This window comes from Desulfosarcina ovata subsp. ovata, from assembly GCF_009689005.1.
Lineage (GTDB): Bacteria > Desulfobacterota > Desulfobacteria > Desulfobacterales > Desulfosarcinaceae > Desulfosarcina > Desulfosarcina ovata.
Window position 1 is genome coordinate 1976365 of record NZ_AP021879.1, and the last position, 17401, is coordinate 1993765.

13 protein-coding genes are annotated in these 17401 nt (G+C 56.3%); 5 read left to right on the plus strand and 8 right to left on the minus strand.

The genetic code is table 11. The features are described 5' to 3' along the window. Positions 1–319: 319 nt before the first annotated feature. A complete protein-coding gene (locus GN112_RS09030; RefSeq protein WP_155309905.1) occupies positions 320–2266 on the plus strand; it encodes a bifunctional acetyl-CoA hydrolase/transferase family protein/GNAT family N-acetyltransferase in 1947 nt (648 codons plus the stop codon). A 31-nt stretch (positions 2267–2297) separates the two neighbouring features. Here GN112_RS09030 and gtfA read toward each other — a convergent pair whose 3' ends face one another. The 5 genes from gtfA to GN112_RS09055 form a co-directional block, all read right to left on the minus strand. After that, entirely contained in the window at positions 2298–3740 is a 1443-nt protein-coding gene (gene gtfA / locus GN112_RS09035) for a sucrose phosphorylase (protein WP_231716971.1), read from the minus strand. A 9-nt stretch (positions 3741–3749) separates the two neighbouring features. Next, positions 3750–5939 (minus strand): HAD-IIB family hydrolase, encoded by a 2190-nt coding sequence (locus GN112_RS09040; protein WP_155309907.1) that lies wholly within the window; start codon positions 5937–5939, stop codon positions 3750–3752. Continuing rightward, positions 5929–6834: a carbohydrate kinase family protein gene (locus GN112_RS09045; RefSeq protein WP_162458851.1), complete on the minus strand. Its 906-nt coding sequence runs from the start codon at positions 6832–6834 to the stop codon at positions 5929–5931. Before GN112_RS09045 ends, GN112_RS09040 begins: the two co-directional genes overlap by 11 nt. 203 nt (positions 6835–7037) lie before the next feature. Beyond that, complete coding sequence (locus GN112_RS09050) at positions 7038–7370, minus strand: inorganic pyrophosphatase Ppa (protein ID WP_155309909.1); 333 nt, start codon at positions 7368–7370, stop codon at positions 7038–7040. 17 nt (positions 7371–7387) lie between these two features. Continuing rightward, positions 7388–7669: an acylphosphatase gene (locus GN112_RS09055; protein WP_155309910.1), complete on the minus strand. Its 282-nt coding sequence runs from the start codon at positions 7667–7669 to the stop codon at positions 7388–7390. 424 nt (positions 7670–8093) lie between these two features. On the opposite strand from GN112_RS09055, the gene GN112_RS09060 reads away from it, so the two are divergent. Then, the gene (locus GN112_RS09060; RefSeq protein WP_155309911.1) at positions 8094–9986 is read left to right on the plus strand and encodes a thiamine pyrophosphate-dependent enzyme; all 1893 of its coding nucleotides are present in this window, start codon (positions 8094–8096) and stop codon (positions 9984–9986) included. Continuing rightward, positions 9983–10561, plus strand: coding sequence for a 2-oxoacid:acceptor oxidoreductase family protein (locus GN112_RS09065; protein WP_155309912.1), 579 nt, complete (start codon positions 9983–9985; stop codon positions 10559–10561). Before GN112_RS09060 ends, GN112_RS09065 begins: the two co-directional genes overlap by 4 nt. An 18-nt stretch (positions 10562–10579) precedes the next feature. On the opposite strand, the gene GN112_RS09070 is transcribed toward GN112_RS09065, so the two are convergent. The 3 genes from GN112_RS09070 to GN112_RS09080 all read right to left on the minus strand — a co-directional run bounded on the left by GN112_RS09070 (position 10580) and on the right by GN112_RS09080 (position 14236). Continuing rightward, positions 10580–11359 (minus strand): SDR family NAD(P)-dependent oxidoreductase, encoded by a 780-nt coding sequence (locus GN112_RS09070; RefSeq protein ID WP_162458852.1) that lies wholly within the window; start codon positions 11357–11359, stop codon positions 10580–10582. A gap of 32 nt (positions 11360–11391) precedes the next feature. Beyond that, entirely contained in the window at positions 11392–12738 is a 1347-nt protein-coding gene (hisD, locus tag GN112_RS09075) for a histidinol dehydrogenase (RefSeq protein WP_155309913.1), read from the minus strand. Positions 12739–12856: 118 nt separating this feature from the next. Further along, the gene (locus GN112_RS09080) at positions 12857–14236 is read right to left on the minus strand and encodes an aspartate ammonia-lyase (RefSeq protein ID WP_155309914.1); all 1380 of its coding nucleotides are present in this window, start codon (positions 14234–14236) and stop codon (positions 12857–12859) included. A 243-nt stretch (positions 14237–14479) separates the two neighbouring features. Here GN112_RS09080 and GN112_RS09085 point away from each other — a divergent pair, with 243 nt between their 5' ends. Next, positions 14480–14986, plus strand: coding sequence for an FKBP-type peptidyl-prolyl cis-trans isomerase (locus GN112_RS09085; RefSeq protein WP_155309915.1), 507 nt, complete (start codon positions 14480–14482; stop codon positions 14984–14986). Between the two features lie 904 nt (positions 14987–15890). After that, a complete protein-coding gene (gene lysS / locus GN112_RS09090; protein ID WP_155309916.1) occupies positions 15891–17387 on the plus strand; it encodes a lysine--tRNA ligase in 1497 nt (498 codons plus the stop codon). The last annotated feature ends 14 nt before the right edge of the window (positions 17388–17401 follow it).

Consider the following 17401-nt stretch of genomic DNA (forward strand, 5'->3'; position numbering starts at 1 on the left):
CGATATCGGCGCCTGCGCGTATCCTTGGTCACTGCGGAGTACGATTAGTACACCTCATTCCTCAGGATTCGCAAGCCTTGATCTCGGGCTTTTTACGAATCCGTCTAAACAGCGACTTTTTACGAGGCCATCAAGGTCGCAACATTGGGGCCAACCCTTTTCTTGAACGGTGAAACCGACTGGACAGAATCGGTGGCGAACTTTGCTTGACTATGCCCCATTTTTAAGGTCAAATGTCAGACTTACTTTAACCGATTGATAAACGATGCGTTGTGGGCAAGTGCCCGTTCGTCCCTCAATCCTTGTATGGAGGATAACCATGGATTTGAAGAAAACCTGTCCGGACAAGTTGGTTGACGCCGAAACCGCCATGTCCAAAATCAAAAATGGTAGCCGGGTATTTATCGGCACCGGATGCGGGGAACCGCAGCATCTGATCCGGACCATGGTGGAAGACCTGAACATGCAGGACATCATGGTCTACCAGATGCTGTCATGGACCTTTGCCGACTATGTGGATGATCCCCGGTTCATGAAACGCTTCTCGCTCAAGCTTTTCTTCATCAGCGCCTCCATGAGAAAAGCGGCCTTCGATGGGAAAATCGATTATATTCCCACCTATCTTTCCCAGATCCCCCGCTACTTTGCCAAACGCCGCATCGGACTGGACGTGGCCCTGATTCAGGTCAGTCCGCCGGATAAATTCGGATACTGCAGCCTCGGCGTATCGGTGGATATCACCCTGGCCGGCATGCAAAGTGCAAAACTGGTCATTGCCCAGGTCAACCCGCGCATGCCGCGAACCTTGGGGGACAGCGTGGTTCATATCGATGAAATCGATTATCTGGTGCAACACGAGGAACCCCTTGTCGAGGCCCGGCCCCATTTCAAAAATCCAAATGTGGCCGATCGCATCGGTTTTTACGTCAACCAACTGGTAGACGACGGCGCCACGCTGCAGATCGGTTTCGGCCACCTGCCCAACGCCATTCTGCAACACCTGAGTGACAAAAAGGACCTGGGCATCCACACCCAATTGATCACTGACGCTTTTATACCGCTGCTCGAGAATAAGGTGATCACCAGCCGCAAAAAAACCCTGCTCCCCGGACGGGTGGTGGCGTCACTGTGCATGGGGTCGGAACAGCTTTATCGCTTTGTCGACAACAACCCGATGTTTTATTTCCGCTCATCGGAGTTCGTCAACGATTCCACGGTCATCGCCCGCAACGACAACCTGATCTCGATCAGTTCGGCCCTTGAGGTGGACCTGACCGGCCAGGTGTGTACGGACTCCATGGGCCACCTGTTCTACAGCGGTATCGGTGACCAGGTCGATTTTCTGCGCGGCAGCGCCATGTCCAAGGGCGGATTTTCCGTCATCGCCCTGCCCTCCACGGCCCAAAACGGCAATGTGTCCAGAATCGTGCCGCATCTGAGTGAGGGTGCCGGGGTGGCCACCACGCGTGGCGACGTCAACTTTGTGGTCACCGAATATGGTATTGCCGAGCTCTCCGGTAAAAGCATCTACCAGCGGGTCATGGAACTGGCCCAGATCGCGCATCCCAAATTCCGTGAGGAACTGATCGATGTGGCCAAGAGCCGTCACTACATTTTTGCCGATCAGCTGCCTCCGACCCAGGATGACCTGATTTTTCTCGAGGGATACAAAAACCAGATGACCCTCAAAAACGGCAAGACCGTCGAATTCAGGCCGCTTCTTCCCTCTGATGAATTTGCCTATCGCAACTTTTTCTATTCGTTGCAGGAAAAAACCATCTACTTCCGTTTTTTCTACAAGATGAAGCTTTTCTCCCATGAGGTGGTTCAGAAACAGTGGGCCAGTGTGGATTACCACAAAAACATGTCCATGATCGGTCAGGTGCGCATCGGCGGCCACCAGGAAATCATTGCCATCGGTTCCTATGCCGACGAAGGCAAAGGCAGTTCCAGTGCTGAAGTGGCCTTCGTGGTGCGCGAGGATTTCCAGGGGATGGGGATCGCCTCGTACCTCCTGTCGCTCATGGAGCGAATCGCCAAGGAAAACAATTTTACCGGATTCCTGGCGTCGGTACTGCGGGAAAATACGGCTATGCTGCGGGTATTTAAAAAACGCTATCCGCATGCCAAAACAAGGGTCAGTGGCGGAGATGACGTCAGTGTCCTGATGGATTTCAGCGATGCCGTGGAATATGGCCGCACGGTCCCCGGTGACAAACCGGGCGAGAATGACAGCTGCGTGTGCCCGACTGAGTACCTGAGATAAAAATTACGGAAAAAAGTTTTCAGCTTTTGCATCAGGCGACAAATTCAGCCATACGTTCCTTTTTCTCGTCGTAATAGGATATGCGGGTCGCATAGGAACGCAGGTCGACATGCAGGATGGCACGGTAAGGCATCCGTGTCCAAGAGAGTTTCAACTGGTCATCGGGTGAGTCCTCGATAACGAACCTGGCGTCGAAGGCCCGGCAGGTGTTTCTGAATTCCATGAGTCGCAGCAGGCGCTGGACCACCGGCTTTGTGATTTCGGTTTCAATTTCCTCCAAAGTGTAGTTGTGCCGATTGATGTCGCGACCGTTCTTCGTCTGTTGCACCAGGGCGATATCGTTCTCCCCCCCCAGGAGTCCGACGTAGTATACCTGGGGAATTCCCGGGGTGAAAAACTGGATCGCCCGGGCGGCAATGTAAGCGTCATCGTTGCATTCCAGCGCCGAGTAATAGGTGCAGTTCACCTGATAGACATCCAGGTTTTCATATTCGGGGCCGGAAAAAATTTTACGGGTGTTGGAGCCTTTCTCGTCCAGTCCGTCCAAGGTGAGTTGCAGGTCGTCCGGGGAGATCAGGTCCTGCACATCCACCACGCCGATTCCATCATGTGTGTCCAGGGTGGTGATCTGTTTGCGCGGGCAGATGGCCAGCCACTGTTTCAGCACCCGGCTGGTATGATGGTAGAGGGTGTGCAGCATCAGCATGGGCAGAGAAAAATCGTAGGTCCAGTACCCTTGCTCGGATATTTTCTGATGATAGCGGTAATGCTCGTGGACCTCGGGCAGGATCTCAACCCCGAACGGAGAAACATAGTCACTCAGCCAGCCAAGCAGTTCCCATACCTGCGGTTCCAGAAAAAAGCAGTTGGTCCCCAGTTTGAAGGTACAGTAGGCAAACGCATCCATGCGGATCATTTTGGCCGGGGAGCGTGACAGTTGAATCAGGTATCGCCGCATGATCTCATGGGTTTTGGGAGCATTCCAATCAAGGTCGATCTGCTCATAGTCAAAGGTGCACCAGATTTTCTCTTTTGATCCGTCGGCCCGGTGGACAATGGTGAACGGCGGCCGGGGTTTTCGTGTGTACACCTTGGCAAGATCGGCCTCGCTGACCTCGCCGTTGGGACTGATTTTGTTGAAGGAGAGAAACATGTCGGCAAATTCGGAATCCGCCCCCTTTTCCATATAATCCTGGAAATAGAGCGACTGACGGGAAATGTGGTTGACCATGAAATCGATGATCAGGTCGAACTCCCCGCCGATCAGGTCGATGTCCCGCCAGGAGCCGAATGCCGGATCGACCTCATCATAGGTCAACGGTGCAAAACCGCGGTCGGCGGATGAGGGATAAAACGGCAGCAGATGGATACCGCCGACGGCGCGGCTCAAGTATCGCCGCAGCACGTAATGCAATTCGACCAGATCACTGCCCAGACTGTCCGGATAGACGATCAGCTGTACGTTGTTTTTCATCCCCATCGCTCAACCTCCGGATATTTCATCGATAAAATGGTAATGCCGCAGGCCTTCGATAATCCCGCCGGAACAGGGCGCACCGGCAAAATAGACATTCCGGCTGCCTTTCAGGCTTTCCAGTTCATGGCTGTAGTTGCCGACCACCACGGCACGGGGCTCACCGCGAAGCATCTCCTCATCATTTCCCGAGTCTCCGCAGACCAAAAAATTGATCAGCGGAATTTCCCAGCGGTAGCTCAGGTAGCGAATGGCCTTTCCCTTCGAGGCCCGGAAGGGAAGAATATCCAGATAACGGTCATGGGAGTAGATCAGCGTGTAACGGCACCGATGCTTGAGCAGCAGGTCGTGGACGGCCGCCAAACGGTCTTTGTCGGGGTCCATGTAATAGCTGACTTTGTAGCGGCGCTGATTTTCCTCCTCCTGGTACTCCAGGAAGTCGACATCTTCCAGCAGATCGACGATTTTCTGACGATTCCACCGGTTGTTGATGTGGCTGGCCCATCCGGGACTGGGTTTCTTACTCCTGCCGTAGAAAAGGGCGCTGCCCACGCTGCAGATGATCACATCCGGACGGGGAATCCCGAATTTTTCCAAAATCTCCCGTGCCGAGTCGGACGTTCTTCCAGTGGCCACCCCGAATCCGAGACGGTCGTGGTAACGCTTCAGATAATCGATGAGCGTTTCGAGTTGCGAGTTGTCGTCACCAAGGAGGGTATTGTCGATGTCGGTAATCAGAAAGTGGTTGAGTTTCAAAAGCCGCCGTCCGATGGCATCAGAGGGACGGGGGGATTTAAAATCCAGTTTGGGGTTCCCCTTCATCAGGGTTTTGATCCGTTTTGCATAGGAACCGGCGTGACTCTGCCAAGTGTAATGCTTGCGGACATTCATGATGCCGTTTTTCGAGTAGCGGTCCCAAACGGCTGAATCGGCGATGATCTTGCGAAGGGCATCGGTAATCTGACCGGTGTCGGTCACATCCACCAGGATACCGTTCCGGCAATTTTGGATGATATCGTTGGGACCACCGTCATTGGTGGCCACAATGGGGAGGCCGGTGGCCGATGCCTCGAGCAGGGTCAGCCCAAAGGGCTCCGTCAGGGCCGGATTGATGAACACCCCTCCCTTCTCCGCGGCAATGCGATACAGGGCCGGCACTTCATACTCGAAATCATGCTTTTTGGGGATGGCCATCTTGCCGTACAGGTCGTACTTGTCCATAGCCAGCAGCATCTCGGTCAGGACTTCCTTCTCGTTGTCCGCCATGGCATCGATATCCTTGCGCAGACCGGCAAAGACGGCCAGGTTGGCCATGCTTTGCAGTTCCAGGTCTTCGCCGTAGGCCCGCACCAGGCCGGAAATATTCTTGCGCTTATCCGGCCGGCTGAGGGCCAGAATCAGCGGTTTGTCCGGATTCATGAAAAATCGGTTCAGTTCCTTCAGCATGGATGCCTGGGCGTAACGGCTGTTTTCCGAGCGCTCCGTATCATCGAGGATGTTGTGGTAATACGGATAAAACGTATCGATGTCGATGCCGGGGGGAATGACCTGATAGTCGGGAATGTCCTTATTGTGATAGAGCCCATACTGCTCATCAATTTCGTGACGGGTGCTGGTGACCACCAGATCGGCCCGGGCCAGGATCTGTTCTTCGGCATCGATCCGTCGGTCGATCTTGAACTTTTTAATCATTTCGGCGCGGCTCATTCCCTGATCCAGCAACCGGGCCTGTTTGGCCCGTCCCAGGGAGTGGCCGGTATAGACAAAGGGAATCCCCAGAATATCCGCCAGCTGGGCAGCCACATACCCGGCGTCAGGATAGTGGCCATGCACGATGTCGGGGATGGCGTCGTTGCGTTTGATGAATTTAATGGTCTTGTCCACATACTCTTCGAGGTACGGCCAGAGCAATTCCTTGCGCATATACCGGCGCCCGCCACACTGGATTCTCACGATCCGGAATTTGTCGTTGACCTTTTCAACGGGCTGGCTGTAATCCGAAGACACCCGTTTGTCTGCAATCAGGCGCGTAAACAGATCCACCCGCCCGATATCGTCACGTTCACTCAGGCAACGTCCCAATTCAAGAACGTATTTGATCTGCCCGCCGGTGTCTGCATCGCGTCCCATCTCCAGATTGGTAGCGCGGATCAATCCATGCAAACTGAACAATTGAACATAAGGCCCGTCAGCGGCCATTGGCATTTCCTTTCATCAGTAACCGGGGTTGGTCATAAAAATGTTCATCATCGGGGATGGCACCGGGGATGCGGCATATCCGCGCGGCAAAGACGGAGGCCTGGTCGATGACCGTTTCCCACGGAATCCGGTTGATATGGCCGGCCGCCAGAATTGCCGCGTACCCATCGCCGGCCCCCACGGTATCCACCACATCGTCCCGCCCGCTCATGAGGTGGTGGATTGGTAAGTCCCCGCTGACAATCGTGCTGCCCCGGCTGCCCTGGGTAATGGCCAGGGTTGAGATGGCGTATCGCGCCATCAGCCAGGAAACAAACGGATCGGCGGATGGCGGGCCGCCCAGACGGCGCCGGATATCGTCAAGCTCCTCTTCATTGACCTTGAGGATATCGGCCCGGTGCAAAGAATCGTCGATTGCCCGGGGATTGACGTGCGGCGGTCGCATGTTGATATCGCAAAAACAGGTTGTCTGTTCCGTGGATGAACGCAGAAATTCCTGAACCTGGCCATAACCGTTGGCGGACCGCTGGATGAGGCTGCCGAAATAGATCATCCGCGCATCCTGCGCTTTACTGCCCATGGCCGATTCCAGGGAGAGATGGTCGTAGGCGACATTTTCGCGGATATCGAAATGCGGGACCCCGTTGCTGTCCAGCGCTACCTGGACGGTTCCGGTGGGATGTCGTTGATCGATCTGGACGTCTTCGGCATCAAATCCCCGGTTTTCCATAAAATCGAGAATCCGGTGGCCGTGATCATCGTCGCCGACGCGGGTGAAAAAACGCACCCCAAATCCAAGCTGTTTGAGATGATAGGCAAAATTAAACGGCGCACCGCCAATCCGTTGATATGACGGGAAAATGTCGATGAGGATCTCACCGATGACAACAATCACGCGGCCTCCCGGTAATGTTGGTGTTATTGAAGATGAAACGATTAGGCTGGCGGAAAGAAATAATTTCCCCAGATCGCGCCGGATTTGTGGTCGTCTACAAGGCGCCGCCACCGGTGCATATCGGGAATATGTGCGGGTGGCGGCAACGCGATAGACGGGCACAAAGACAAGCAGGATGGGGGAATTATTTCTTTCCGCCAGCCTTACAGCGAGGCCACCTGAAACGGCGTACATTGGATGGCAAGGCTGCCCTTTTTTACCCAGATCCGAGCCATGGTGACCGTTTCGCCATCGATGTTAACGATATTGGCCAGTTTCTCCACAAAGGCGATATCGCCCTTGCTGAATTCCAGGTAGGGGCTGATGGTATTGTACGGATCCGGGACGAGGATAATCTGGTCCGAATCCAGGGGGTGTTTCTGCGGCGATCCGCTATAGGGGACATGCGTCTTGGAAAGTGCGCGCACGTCCTTGGGCGCAGTGTACTTTTCGATTTCGAATTTCTCGGCTTTCTGAAGTGAGGTAACCGTTGCCATGTAGCCCTCCTTCCGTTTCAATATCTGATATCAAAGCGTTCAAACTCACCCTGATAGGCCAGCCAGCTGACATCCACCTTCTCCACCGTAGCCTGCGGCGGACCGGTCCGGCACCAATTGGCCAGTGAAATCACGTCGATCTCCGGTCCCTCGACAATGGCTTCCACCGTCCCGTCACGCTTGTTCCTGACCCAGCCACTGACGCCAAAACGCTTTGCCGCCCGCTGGGTTTCCGCGCGGAAGAAAACACCCTGCACCCGTCCGTGCACAATCAGATGCGCCCTGGTTTTGTTTTCCATAAGTCCCTCCTCAAAAAAGGAATGACGGCATCAACTTGAATACCTTAGGATCGGGAATTTTATTAATTAAACGAAATTGATTGTTCTTGCGCCCGTCTTCCGCGTTGCATCAACGGCCACATACTCCCGGTATGCAACCCTTGATGCGCCTTGAAGACGAACACAAGCCCGGCGCAATTACGTTCAATTCATTTCATCCCCGATCCTTATCAGAATATTGGCCCGTCATGCGGATGTCAAGGCAGCATAAAAACCGTAAAGGCGTCGCAATCAGAAATAACCAGAGTCGCGAAACCAACTGCGGTGCCCCCGTTCCTTCCCATCCAGTCTGCGGTTTGACAACCTCTCCTGATGAACCTACAGTGAATGAACATCTCTTTTTCAATTGCCTGACCAACAGGGAACCCCCATCAGGAGACGTGCCATGAAAAAAATGGGAACGATGCTGCTCAGGCGTGAGCCGTTTTCCGAAATCGTAATGGGCAACACGGCCATTGTCAGGGCCATGGTGGAGGCCGGTACGCGGGTGGTCACTTCCTACCCCGGATCACCGACACCGGAAATTGCCACGGCCATCGGCGCCATCCCCACCGCCGAGCGGCCCTTTTATTTCGAATTTTCAACCAACGAGAAAGTGGCCACGGAACTGGCCTACGGTGCGGCCCTCAACGGGCACCTCTCCACGGTCTTCTTCAAGAGTGTCGGACTCAATGTGGCCGCGGACACCTTTGTCCAACTCAGCCTGATGAACATCATCGGCGGGATGGTGGTGGTCCTGGGGGACGATCCGGGGGCCAACTCATCGCAGAACGAGCAGGACAACCGCCACTATGCCATGCTCAGTTACACGCCGGTGCTCGAACCGGCGGATCCGGAGGAAGTCTACCACTACTACATCGAGGCCGCAGGTCTCTCCCGGCAGTTGAAGATGCCGGTCATCCTGCGCCTGACCACCCATGTCTGCCATGCCAAGCAGAAGGTGGCCTTCGGGGCGTGGAATCCGGACCCTCCGGATGACACACCGCGCTTCGATCCGGCCAATGGTCCCTACATCCCCCTGACCAGCATGGCCCTGGAGCAAAAACGCATGGCTCTGGAACGGCTTGAAAAAGTCCGCCGGCACGCTGAGAAAAGCCCACTCAACCGGCAGATCGACAACGGCAACGCCCAGTGGGGAATCATTACCATGGGGCTCCCGTTTCTTTCGCTGATGGAGGTCGTCCACGGGGCGGCCACCCGGCCCGACATTCTCAAGCTCGCCTATGTCCATCCCCTGCCCCGGCAGACCATCGTTGATTTTCTCGCCGCGCATCAAGCGGTCAAAATTCTCGAAGAGCTGGACGACGTGCTGGAAACGCAGATCAAGGCCATCGCCTTTGACGAGAGTCTGCCGGTGACCATCATCGGCAAGACCGGCCCGTCCGACTGGGTCGGCGAGTATACCCCGGACAAGGTGCGCCAGACCCTGGCGGCCAGTTGGCCGGACCTGGTGCCGGCGTTCAAGGCAGTGGCAATCGTTGACCCGGCACCACCCCGGCCGGCCCAGATGTGCCCGGGCTGCGGCCATCGCAGCGCCTTTTTCGCCATCAAGCAGGCCCTTTCGGCAACGGACATCACCGTGGCGGATATCGGCTGCCATACCCTGGGGTATCAGCCGCCTTATGAAATGGGTCAGCTGCTCATGTGCATGGGGGCGTCCACGGCCATGGGCAGCGGTTTGCGCCTGTTCAACACCCAGCGCAAGGTGGTGGCCTTCATGGGCGATTCCACATTTTTCCACGCCGCCCTGCCCGGCATCGTCAATGCCGTCTTCAACCAGCATCCCATCACCCTGATCCTCATGGAAAATGGGACGACGGCCATGACCGGGCACCAGGACCACGCGGCCACCGGCCACAACGTCAACCAGGCGACCGACAAAATCCCGGTGCGCCAGGTGCTGGAAGGACTGGGGGTCAAACACATTTTCGAGGTGGACACCTACCAGCAGGCCAAACTGGCCGGGCTGGTAACCGAGGCCACGGCCATCGATGAATTCAGCGTGGTTATCGCCCGGCACCCGTGCATGCTCAAATTCACCCGCGGGCAACGCAGGAAGGCCGATTACCGCCAGCAGCACGTCGAGATCGATCAGACCGTGTGCGATCGGCTCCACACTTGCGTGGAGCATTTTGGATGCCCCACCTTTACACGGGATGCCCAGGGCAACGTTACCATCAACACCGATCTTTGCATCGGTGATGGCAGCTGCATCCAGACCTGTCCGACAAAAGCCATTGCCCCGGTCGGTAAAAAAGGCAAAGGAGGTGCCCGGTGAACGCCTTCAACATCTATCTTACCGGTGTGGGCGGCCAGGGGATCGGCCTGATCAGCGAAACCATCCTGCGCGCCGCCGACCATGCCGGTCATGCGGTGAAAAGCGTCGACACCCACGGTCTGGCCCAGCGCGGCGGCATCGTGGTTTCCCACATTCGCCTGGGAGACGACATCTTCTCTCCCCTGGTGCCTGACGGTCAGGCGGATCTGGCCATCGCCCTGGAACGCCACGAAGCCCTGCGGGCCGCAGCCACCATGCTGAAAGCAAAAGGGGCATTGGTATACTACGATACGGTATGGCAACCTCTCTCGGTCCGGTTGAATCAGGCCAGCCAGACCCGCGCGGCGGAAATTGAGACGTTTTCAGAAAAACGGGGCATTCAGGTGATTTCGGTCTTCCAGGCCGACCTTCCGGACATCCGTATGCAGAACATGGTCGTCCTGGCAGAAATCTGCCGCCGCCAGCTGATCCCCAATATCGATCTGTCTCACTACCGGGCGGCCATGGCCGATCTCATGGTCGGGGCCATGCTGGAAAAAAACAGCGCAGTTTTCGACAAACGGCTCGCCGGCTAAACCGGGTCCGTCTTTTGTTCAAACAGATGACAAATAACCGCCGTCAATGGCGATCACCTGCCCGTTGATGTATGCGGATGCGGGCGAACACAAAAACACGACGCTACCGATCAGGTCTTCCAGCCGGCCGAAACGGCCCATGGGAATCTTGGACAGCATGGACACCGTCCAAGCCTCGTCCTCGTAAAACACTTCGGTCATGCTGGTCCGGAAGTATCCCGGTGCGATGGCGTTGACGCGAATGCCTTTTGCGGCCCACTCGCTTGCCAGTGCCCGGGTCATGCCGAGAAGACCACTTTTGCTGCTGGTGTACGCCGTAGCCGTGGGAACGCCCACAAAGGAGGTCAACGAGCAGAGGTTGACGATCGTACCGCCGCCTGCAGCCGCCATGGCGCGCCCGGCGGCCTGGGCACAAAAGAAGGTCCCTTTGAGATTGGTATCTACGATTTTGTCCCAAAGGGTTTCGTCTACGGAAAAGCTGTCGCACACCTGCTCGACGCCGGCGTTGTTGACAAGGATGTCCAGCCCGCCCAGGCGCGCGACACAGGCACCGATATCGGATACCAGGCCCGCAATATCCCGCACGTCAAGGCGGGCTCCAAAGGCCTGGCCGCCCAGGCGCGTCGCCTCGTCGACCACGGCCCCCAGTTTCTCCGGATCGCGTCCGGTGATGGCCACCGTGGCACCGGCGTTCACCAGACCCAGGGCCAGTGCCCGTCCGATGCCGCCACCGGCACCGGTAACCAGTGCCCGCTTGCCGTTCAGGGAAAAATCGGGGAATACCAGTTTCTCTTCCATGACCCATCCTTTCATCCGTCAAGAGGAATGCGTTATGGTTTCGTTTTCACCGGGTCAAGGGAACTATCAACGGGCCGGGCATCCGAAACCGCCAGGGCATGCCCGTCAAATCCCTCGTAGGTAGCCAGTTTGTGGGCATGCCGGGCCAGTTCCGGATACGCACCCGGGGTAACGTAGCCAATCGAAGTCATTTTCAGGAAATCGTAGACACTCAAGGGGGAGTGTGTTTTGGCCGCGCCCGAGGTCGGCAGGACCGCATTGGGACCGAGAACAAAATTTCCCAAACTGATGGGAGTGTTCTGACCCAACAGAATTTCCCCGGCATTGACGAGCCGGTCCAGGTAGGTAAACGGAGCCGCACTGAGTACTTCCAGATGCTCCGGGGCGTAATCATTGACAAATTCGATGGCCTGATCCATGTCCTGAGTGAGAATCACGCCGCCTTTCTCGCCGCCCAGTACCGTACTGGAAAAATTAACCCGGGATTCGCCCATCTGCTTCCAAAGCATCGGAATCGTCGCCATGACGTCCTCGGCCAGGGACCGGTCCGGCGTCACCAGAAAGGCTGATGAATCGGGTCCGTGTTCGGATTCGATGATCAGATCCAGTGCCGCCGCCTTGGTCGACGCCGATCCGTCGGCCAGGACCAGGGATTCACTGGGTCCGGCCGGAGTGCCGGGATCAATGACGTCGGCGAGGACTTTTTTGGCTGCCACCAGCCAAGGGCTGCCCGGCCCAACGATCTTAACCGCCTTGGGAACGGTTTCGGTGCCGAAGGCCACTGCGGCCACCGCCTGGGCGCCGCCACACTTGTAAACCGCGTCTACGCCGGCCACCCGGGCGGCCACCAGTGTGGCATCATCGATCTCTCCGTCAGGCCCCGGCGGAGTCAGGATGATGATCTTCGGCACACCGGCCACCACCGCCGGGATGGTGGTCATCATCACCACACTGGGAAATGCCCCCTTCCCACGGGGCACGTAACAGGCCACCGAAGAAATCGGCGTGAACCGGTCACCGGCAAACACACCGGGAAAGGGTTCCGCCAGACGCATGGCATCGGGCATCTGTTCCTGGTGAAATCGCTTGATACGGTCGGCGGCGAATTCGATGGTCTCGATCAGTGAGGGGTCCAGATGGGCAAAGGCGCGGTCGAAATTTTCCGGTTTCGCCTTGATTGCATCCCGGGCGATCTCAGCTTTGTCCAGTTCGCGGGCGTAATGCACCAGGGCGTCGTCTCCGTTCTGGCGGACGTTGTCGATAATCGGTTTGACGCCTTCAATAAAATGCGAAATGTCCGCTTCGGTGCGGGTAAGCAGCTTCCGGCGATTGGCGGGCGTCAGCCGGGCATAATCATAAAATCGGATTGGTTTACTCATATCTTACCCCTTTCACAAACAACCGTCTGTTGGTCTGCATTGATGCTGAGCCTGCAGCCAGGCTCAAGTGCCTGGTAAAAGGATTTGGGCAGTTTGTTGACCACCGGGATCCCGATAATCACGATTCATTCGGGCCGAATGCACCGGCCAGCAGTTCGTCCAGCGCCGCTTTATTCATCAACTGTTTTTCCAGCACCAGGGTCTTCAGATTTTTCCCGCTGGCCAGCCCCTCCTTGACCAGGGCGGCGACCCGGTCGTAGCCCAATGCCGGATTGAGGATCGTGGCCAACCCGGCACTGGACTCGAAATTGCGTTGACAGACTGCCGCATCGGCTTCGATACCGCGAATGCAGCGCATGTCCAGCATGGTGACGGTTCGCGTCAGCACCTCGAACGCCTTGATCAGATTGGCGCCGATCAGGGGCATGTGGGTGTTGAGTTCCAGCTGCCCCAACCCGCAGGCCATGGCCACGGCCGCATCGTATCCCGCCACCTGAATACAGGCCATGTTGGCCGCCTCGCAAATGCTGGGGTTGACCTTTCCCGGCATGATCGACGAGCCGGGCTCCACCGGCGGCAGGCGGATTTCGGCGATACCGGTATAGGGCCCCGAGGCCAGTAGCCGCAAATCGTTGGTCATCTTGAGCAGATCCATGGCCAAGAGCCGCAGGGATGCCGACATCTGCCCCATGTCGGTCATGAACTGGGTAATCTCAACGCCATTTTCAGCAACCCGGAAAGAAAACCCGGTCGATTGGTTAAGGGCCGCGACAATCAGGGATCGAAACGCCGGTGGGGTGTTGATACCGGTTCCCACGGCATTCCCGCCGACACCGATTTCCAACAGGGTGTCCGCCGCTGCGGCCAGGCGTGCCCGGGCTTTTTCCAGACTGCGGGCATAGGCGGCGAACTCCTGGCCCAGGGTGATGGGGACTGCATCCTGCAGGTGGGTCCGACCGCTTTTGGGCACTTGGGCGAACGCGTCGGCTTTTTCCTCCAGTGACGCCACCAGTCCTGCGACGGCCTTCGCCAAGTGCCGGTTCAACTCGACAGCAGCCAGCCGGATCGCCGAGGGGAAAATATTGTTGGTCGATTGCCCCTTGTTGACATGGTCGTTGGGATGAACCCGCCGGCGATCGCCACGCTGGCCCCCGAGTTCGACCGCCGCCAGGTTGGCAATCACTTCATTGACATTCATCTGGGTGGATGTGCCGGAACCGGCCTGAAAAATATCGATGGGAAACTGGTCGTCGTATCCTCCGGCCAAAATCGCCCGGCAGGCCTTGCGAATCGCCGACGCACAATCCGGGTCCAGCAGCCCCAGCTGTTCGTTGGCCGCAGCACAGGCGGCTTTCAACCGCACAATGGCAGATACGATCGATAGTGGCAATACCTCGCCGGCCGCGTCGAAATTTTCGAGTGATCGGCAGGTATGGATGCCGTACCAGGCATCATCGGGAACCGCTTTTTCTCCCATCAAGTCTTTTTCAGTCCGCATGTCGCACCTCTCAGTAATAAAGAATGAATAGCAGTCGCCAATGGCGTTATCATCTTTTGGAATTACGGTAAAGCAACGCGCTGTCAAGTGCAACGCGAAGAGCACCAGGGTGACCGAATTTGAGTTGGAATTCGACAACCCGACGCTTTCGGATGGATGAATGCCAACGGACTATTTTCTTGACTTTTTTCGATTCATGTCAATTTTGACCGGAACTATTCATTTAATCTAAAGGAGTTTACCATGCAAAAAGTTGAAAGCGGCCTGTTTGTGAGCGTCGATTACACGGGAACCCTGGACAGTGGTGAAGTGTTCGATTCCAGCGAGGGTCGCCAGCCCCTGGAGGTTCAAATGGGAGCAGGCGCCGTCATCCCCGGGTTTGAAACCGCGCTCATGGGTATGTCTCTCAACGAAACCAAGACCGTTACCCTCGCCCCCGAAGAGGCCTACGGCCATCGCGATGAAAACCGCATGCATGATTTCCCCAAATCCGAGATTCCCGAAGGCATGACCCCCGAAGTGGGCCAGACCCTGATGCTGAGCACCCCCCAGGGCCAGCAGATTCCGGCGAAGGTCGACAGCATCGATGACCAGAAAGTGGTCTTCGATCTCAACCATCCCCTGGCCGGCCAAAACCTGACGTTTGCCCTTACGGTGGTGGGGATCAGCGAAACCGCCTCCCAACAGCACGCCGGCTGCAGCAACGCGCAATGCGGCAGCTGCGACTGCGGTGGAGAAGGCTGCGGCTGATCGAAAAACCATCGACACCCCTTCCCGCCAATGGCAAAGTGGTGGGAAGGGGTGTCACTGTTTTGTTATCCCGCTCAAAGCTTTCCGATTGCGGTTCCCTGACCCAGATTTGGGAAGCCGTCCATGGTACCCTACCGACAAATGAATCAACCAGGCTGTTTTCGCCGTTCAGGGCAACCGCAGATAGATGTATTGTTGCTGTTGCTGGTGTGACGAGAAAGCCACCGCCCCAATTCAATCAATGCCAAATGTAAAAATCCAAATGCCAATTGAAGGATCGGATCGATTATAAAATGGATAGAATACCACCAGTTGGCATTTTTCATGGGGCATTTGGCATTCTTAACCAGTCCCTACCGGGGAAAATAAGAACAGGTTACATACAATTGCTCTGTTTCGCCGCCCAGGGCAATCGCATGTAACTCAGGTTTATCGAAATCGAAATCGGGATCGAAATCGACGATGTATATCGGAATCACGGGTTGACAAAAGGACGATAGACGGTTTCCGGTATTCCAGGTTCCCATGGCGCCGATGACCATTGACCGCGAGTCGCCAAATATCCAGTCTGCATGTTTATGTCCCATTTCTTTTCGATTTCGATAGCGATTCCGATTTCGATTTGGATCATGGTAACGATCCGTATGCGATCGCCTTGTAAGGCACATCACATACCAAGGTTACATGAGATTGCCCTGTTTCGCCGCCGAGCGCAGCTTGACACCATCAATCAAATACGATAGCAGAAGGGGTTTACAGTTTTCGGCTGGACGCAAGCGTGGTGCTGCAGTCCACGCATCCCGGCCGAAAATAGACAGCACCATCACTGATGGACCGGGCCCACCAGCGCTCGCACCTTGATTTGAAGTAACGGATGCAAGCCGGCATTCAAAGCGGAGACAGCATGGACAACGCAAAAGATCTGTTGAGCAAACGAAAAGAGAAAGCGGACGGCCTGAAAGCGGATGGAATCAATCTCTTTCCCAACGGCTTCACCGCCAACCATACCATCCGGGATATCAGCGCCCATATTGAAACGCTGCCGGAAGAAAAAAAAGAGGACACTGCGGGTTTTACCGTAGCCGGCCGAATGATGGCCATCAACCGTTTCGGCAAATCCGCCTTCATCCGTTTTCGGGACCGATCCGGTCTGATGCAGGCGTATATCCGCAAAGACCAGGTTGGCGACTCGGCCTACGACATGTTCAAACGGCTTGATGTGGGTGATTTTGTCGGCATTCAAGGGAGTCTGTTTCGCACCAAAACCGGAGAGTGGACCATTCTGGCCACCACGCTGACGCTGCTATGCAAATCCACCCGTCCGCTGCCCGAAAAATTCCACGGACTGAAAGACCCCGAAAAACGGTACCGGCAGCGCTATATCGATCTAATCATGAACCCGGATGTTCAGGAAATCTTCATTCGACGCAGCCGGATCATTCAGGCCATGCGCAACTTCTTCCTTTCCCGGGATTTCCTGGAGGTAGAGACCCCCATGATGCAGCCGATTCCGGGCGGTGCCGAGGCCACCCCTTTTATCACCCACCACAACGCCCTGGATATCGACCTTTACCTGCGCATTGCACCAGAGCTTTACCTCAAGCGGCTGGTGGTGGGCGGTTTCGAGCGGGTTTTTGAGATCAACCGCAACTTCAGAAACGAAGGTGTCTCCACTCGGCACAATCCGGAATTCACCATGGTGGAGTTTTACCAAGCCTATGCCACCTATGAAGATCTCATGGATCTGACCGAAGCGATGCTGGGCGAGATTACCCGATCGATTACCGGCGGCACCCGGATCACCTACCAGGACCATGAAATCGAAATGGGCGGATCCTGGAAACGCCTCCCCCTTTTCGATGCCCTAGAGCAGATCGGCGGCGTGGATCCGGCGTTGTTCACAGACAAGGCCAAACTGCTCGAATTTGCCGCGACCAAAGGCATTACCGTAACCAAAACCGAACGCCTGGGCAAAGTCATTACCAAACTGTTCGATGCGCTGGTCGAGCCCCATCTGATCCAGCCCACCTTTATCACCGGCTACCCGGCCGAAGTTTCACCGCTCTCCAGAAGAAGCGACATCCAGCCGGATCTGACCGAACGGTTCGAACTGTTCATCGCCGGCCGTGAACTGGCCAACGGCTTTTCCGAACTCAACGATCCGGAAGACCAGCGGGGTCGTTTTCTGCAGCAGGTGGAGGACCGCAAAGCCGGGGACAGCGAAGCCCACTTCATGGATGACGACTATATCGAAGCCCTGGAATACGGCATGCCGCCCACCGCCGGAGAAGGCATTGGCATCGATCGGCTGGTCATGCTGCTCACCAATGCCGCATCGATCCGTGAGGTGATTCTGTTTCCGCACATGAAACCCAGAGCGGGGGTTCCCAAAGGCGCTTAAAGACGGAACTGGCT

Excerpts from the sequence above, each read along its gene's own strand:
- GN112_RS09030 (WP_155309905.1), top strand. The coding sequence starts at position 320 with ATGGATTTGAAGAAAACCTGTCCGGACAAGTTGGTTGACGCCGAAACC.
- gtfA (WP_231716971.1), bottom strand. The coding sequence starts at position 3,740 with ATGAAAAACAACGTACAGCTGATCGTCTATCCGGACAGTCTGGGCAGT.
- GN112_RS09040 (WP_155309907.1), bottom strand. The coding sequence starts at position 5,939 with ATGGCCGCTGACGGGCCTTATGTTCAATTGTTCAGTTTGCATGGATTG.
- GN112_RS09050 (WP_155309909.1), bottom strand. The coding sequence starts at position 7,370 with ATGGCAACGGTTACCTCACTTCAGAAAGCCGAGAAATTCGAAATCGAA.
- GN112_RS09055 (WP_155309910.1), bottom strand. The coding sequence starts at position 7,669 with ATGGAAAACAAAACCAGGGCGCATCTGATTGTGCACGGACGGGTGCAG.
- GN112_RS09060 (WP_155309911.1), top strand. The coding sequence starts at position 8,094 with ATGAAAAAAATGGGAACGATGCTGCTCAGGCGTGAGCCGTTTTCCGAA.
- GN112_RS09070 (WP_162458852.1), bottom strand. The coding sequence starts at position 11,359 with ATGGAAGAGAAACTGGTATTCCCCGATTTTTCCCTGAACGGCAAGCGG.
- hisD (WP_155309913.1), bottom strand. The coding sequence starts at position 12,738 with ATGAGTAAACCAATCCGATTTTATGATTATGCCCGGCTGACGCCCGCC.
- GN112_RS09080 (WP_155309914.1), bottom strand. The coding sequence starts at position 14,236 with ATGCGGACTGAAAAAGACTTGATGGGAGAAAAAGCGGTTCCCGATGAT.
- GN112_RS09085 (WP_155309915.1), top strand. The coding sequence starts at position 14,480 with ATGCAAAAAGTTGAAAGCGGCCTGTTTGTGAGCGTCGATTACACGGGA.
- lysS (WP_155309916.1), top strand. The coding sequence starts at position 15,891 with ATGGACAACGCAAAAGATCTGTTGAGCAAACGAAAAGAGAAAGCGGAC.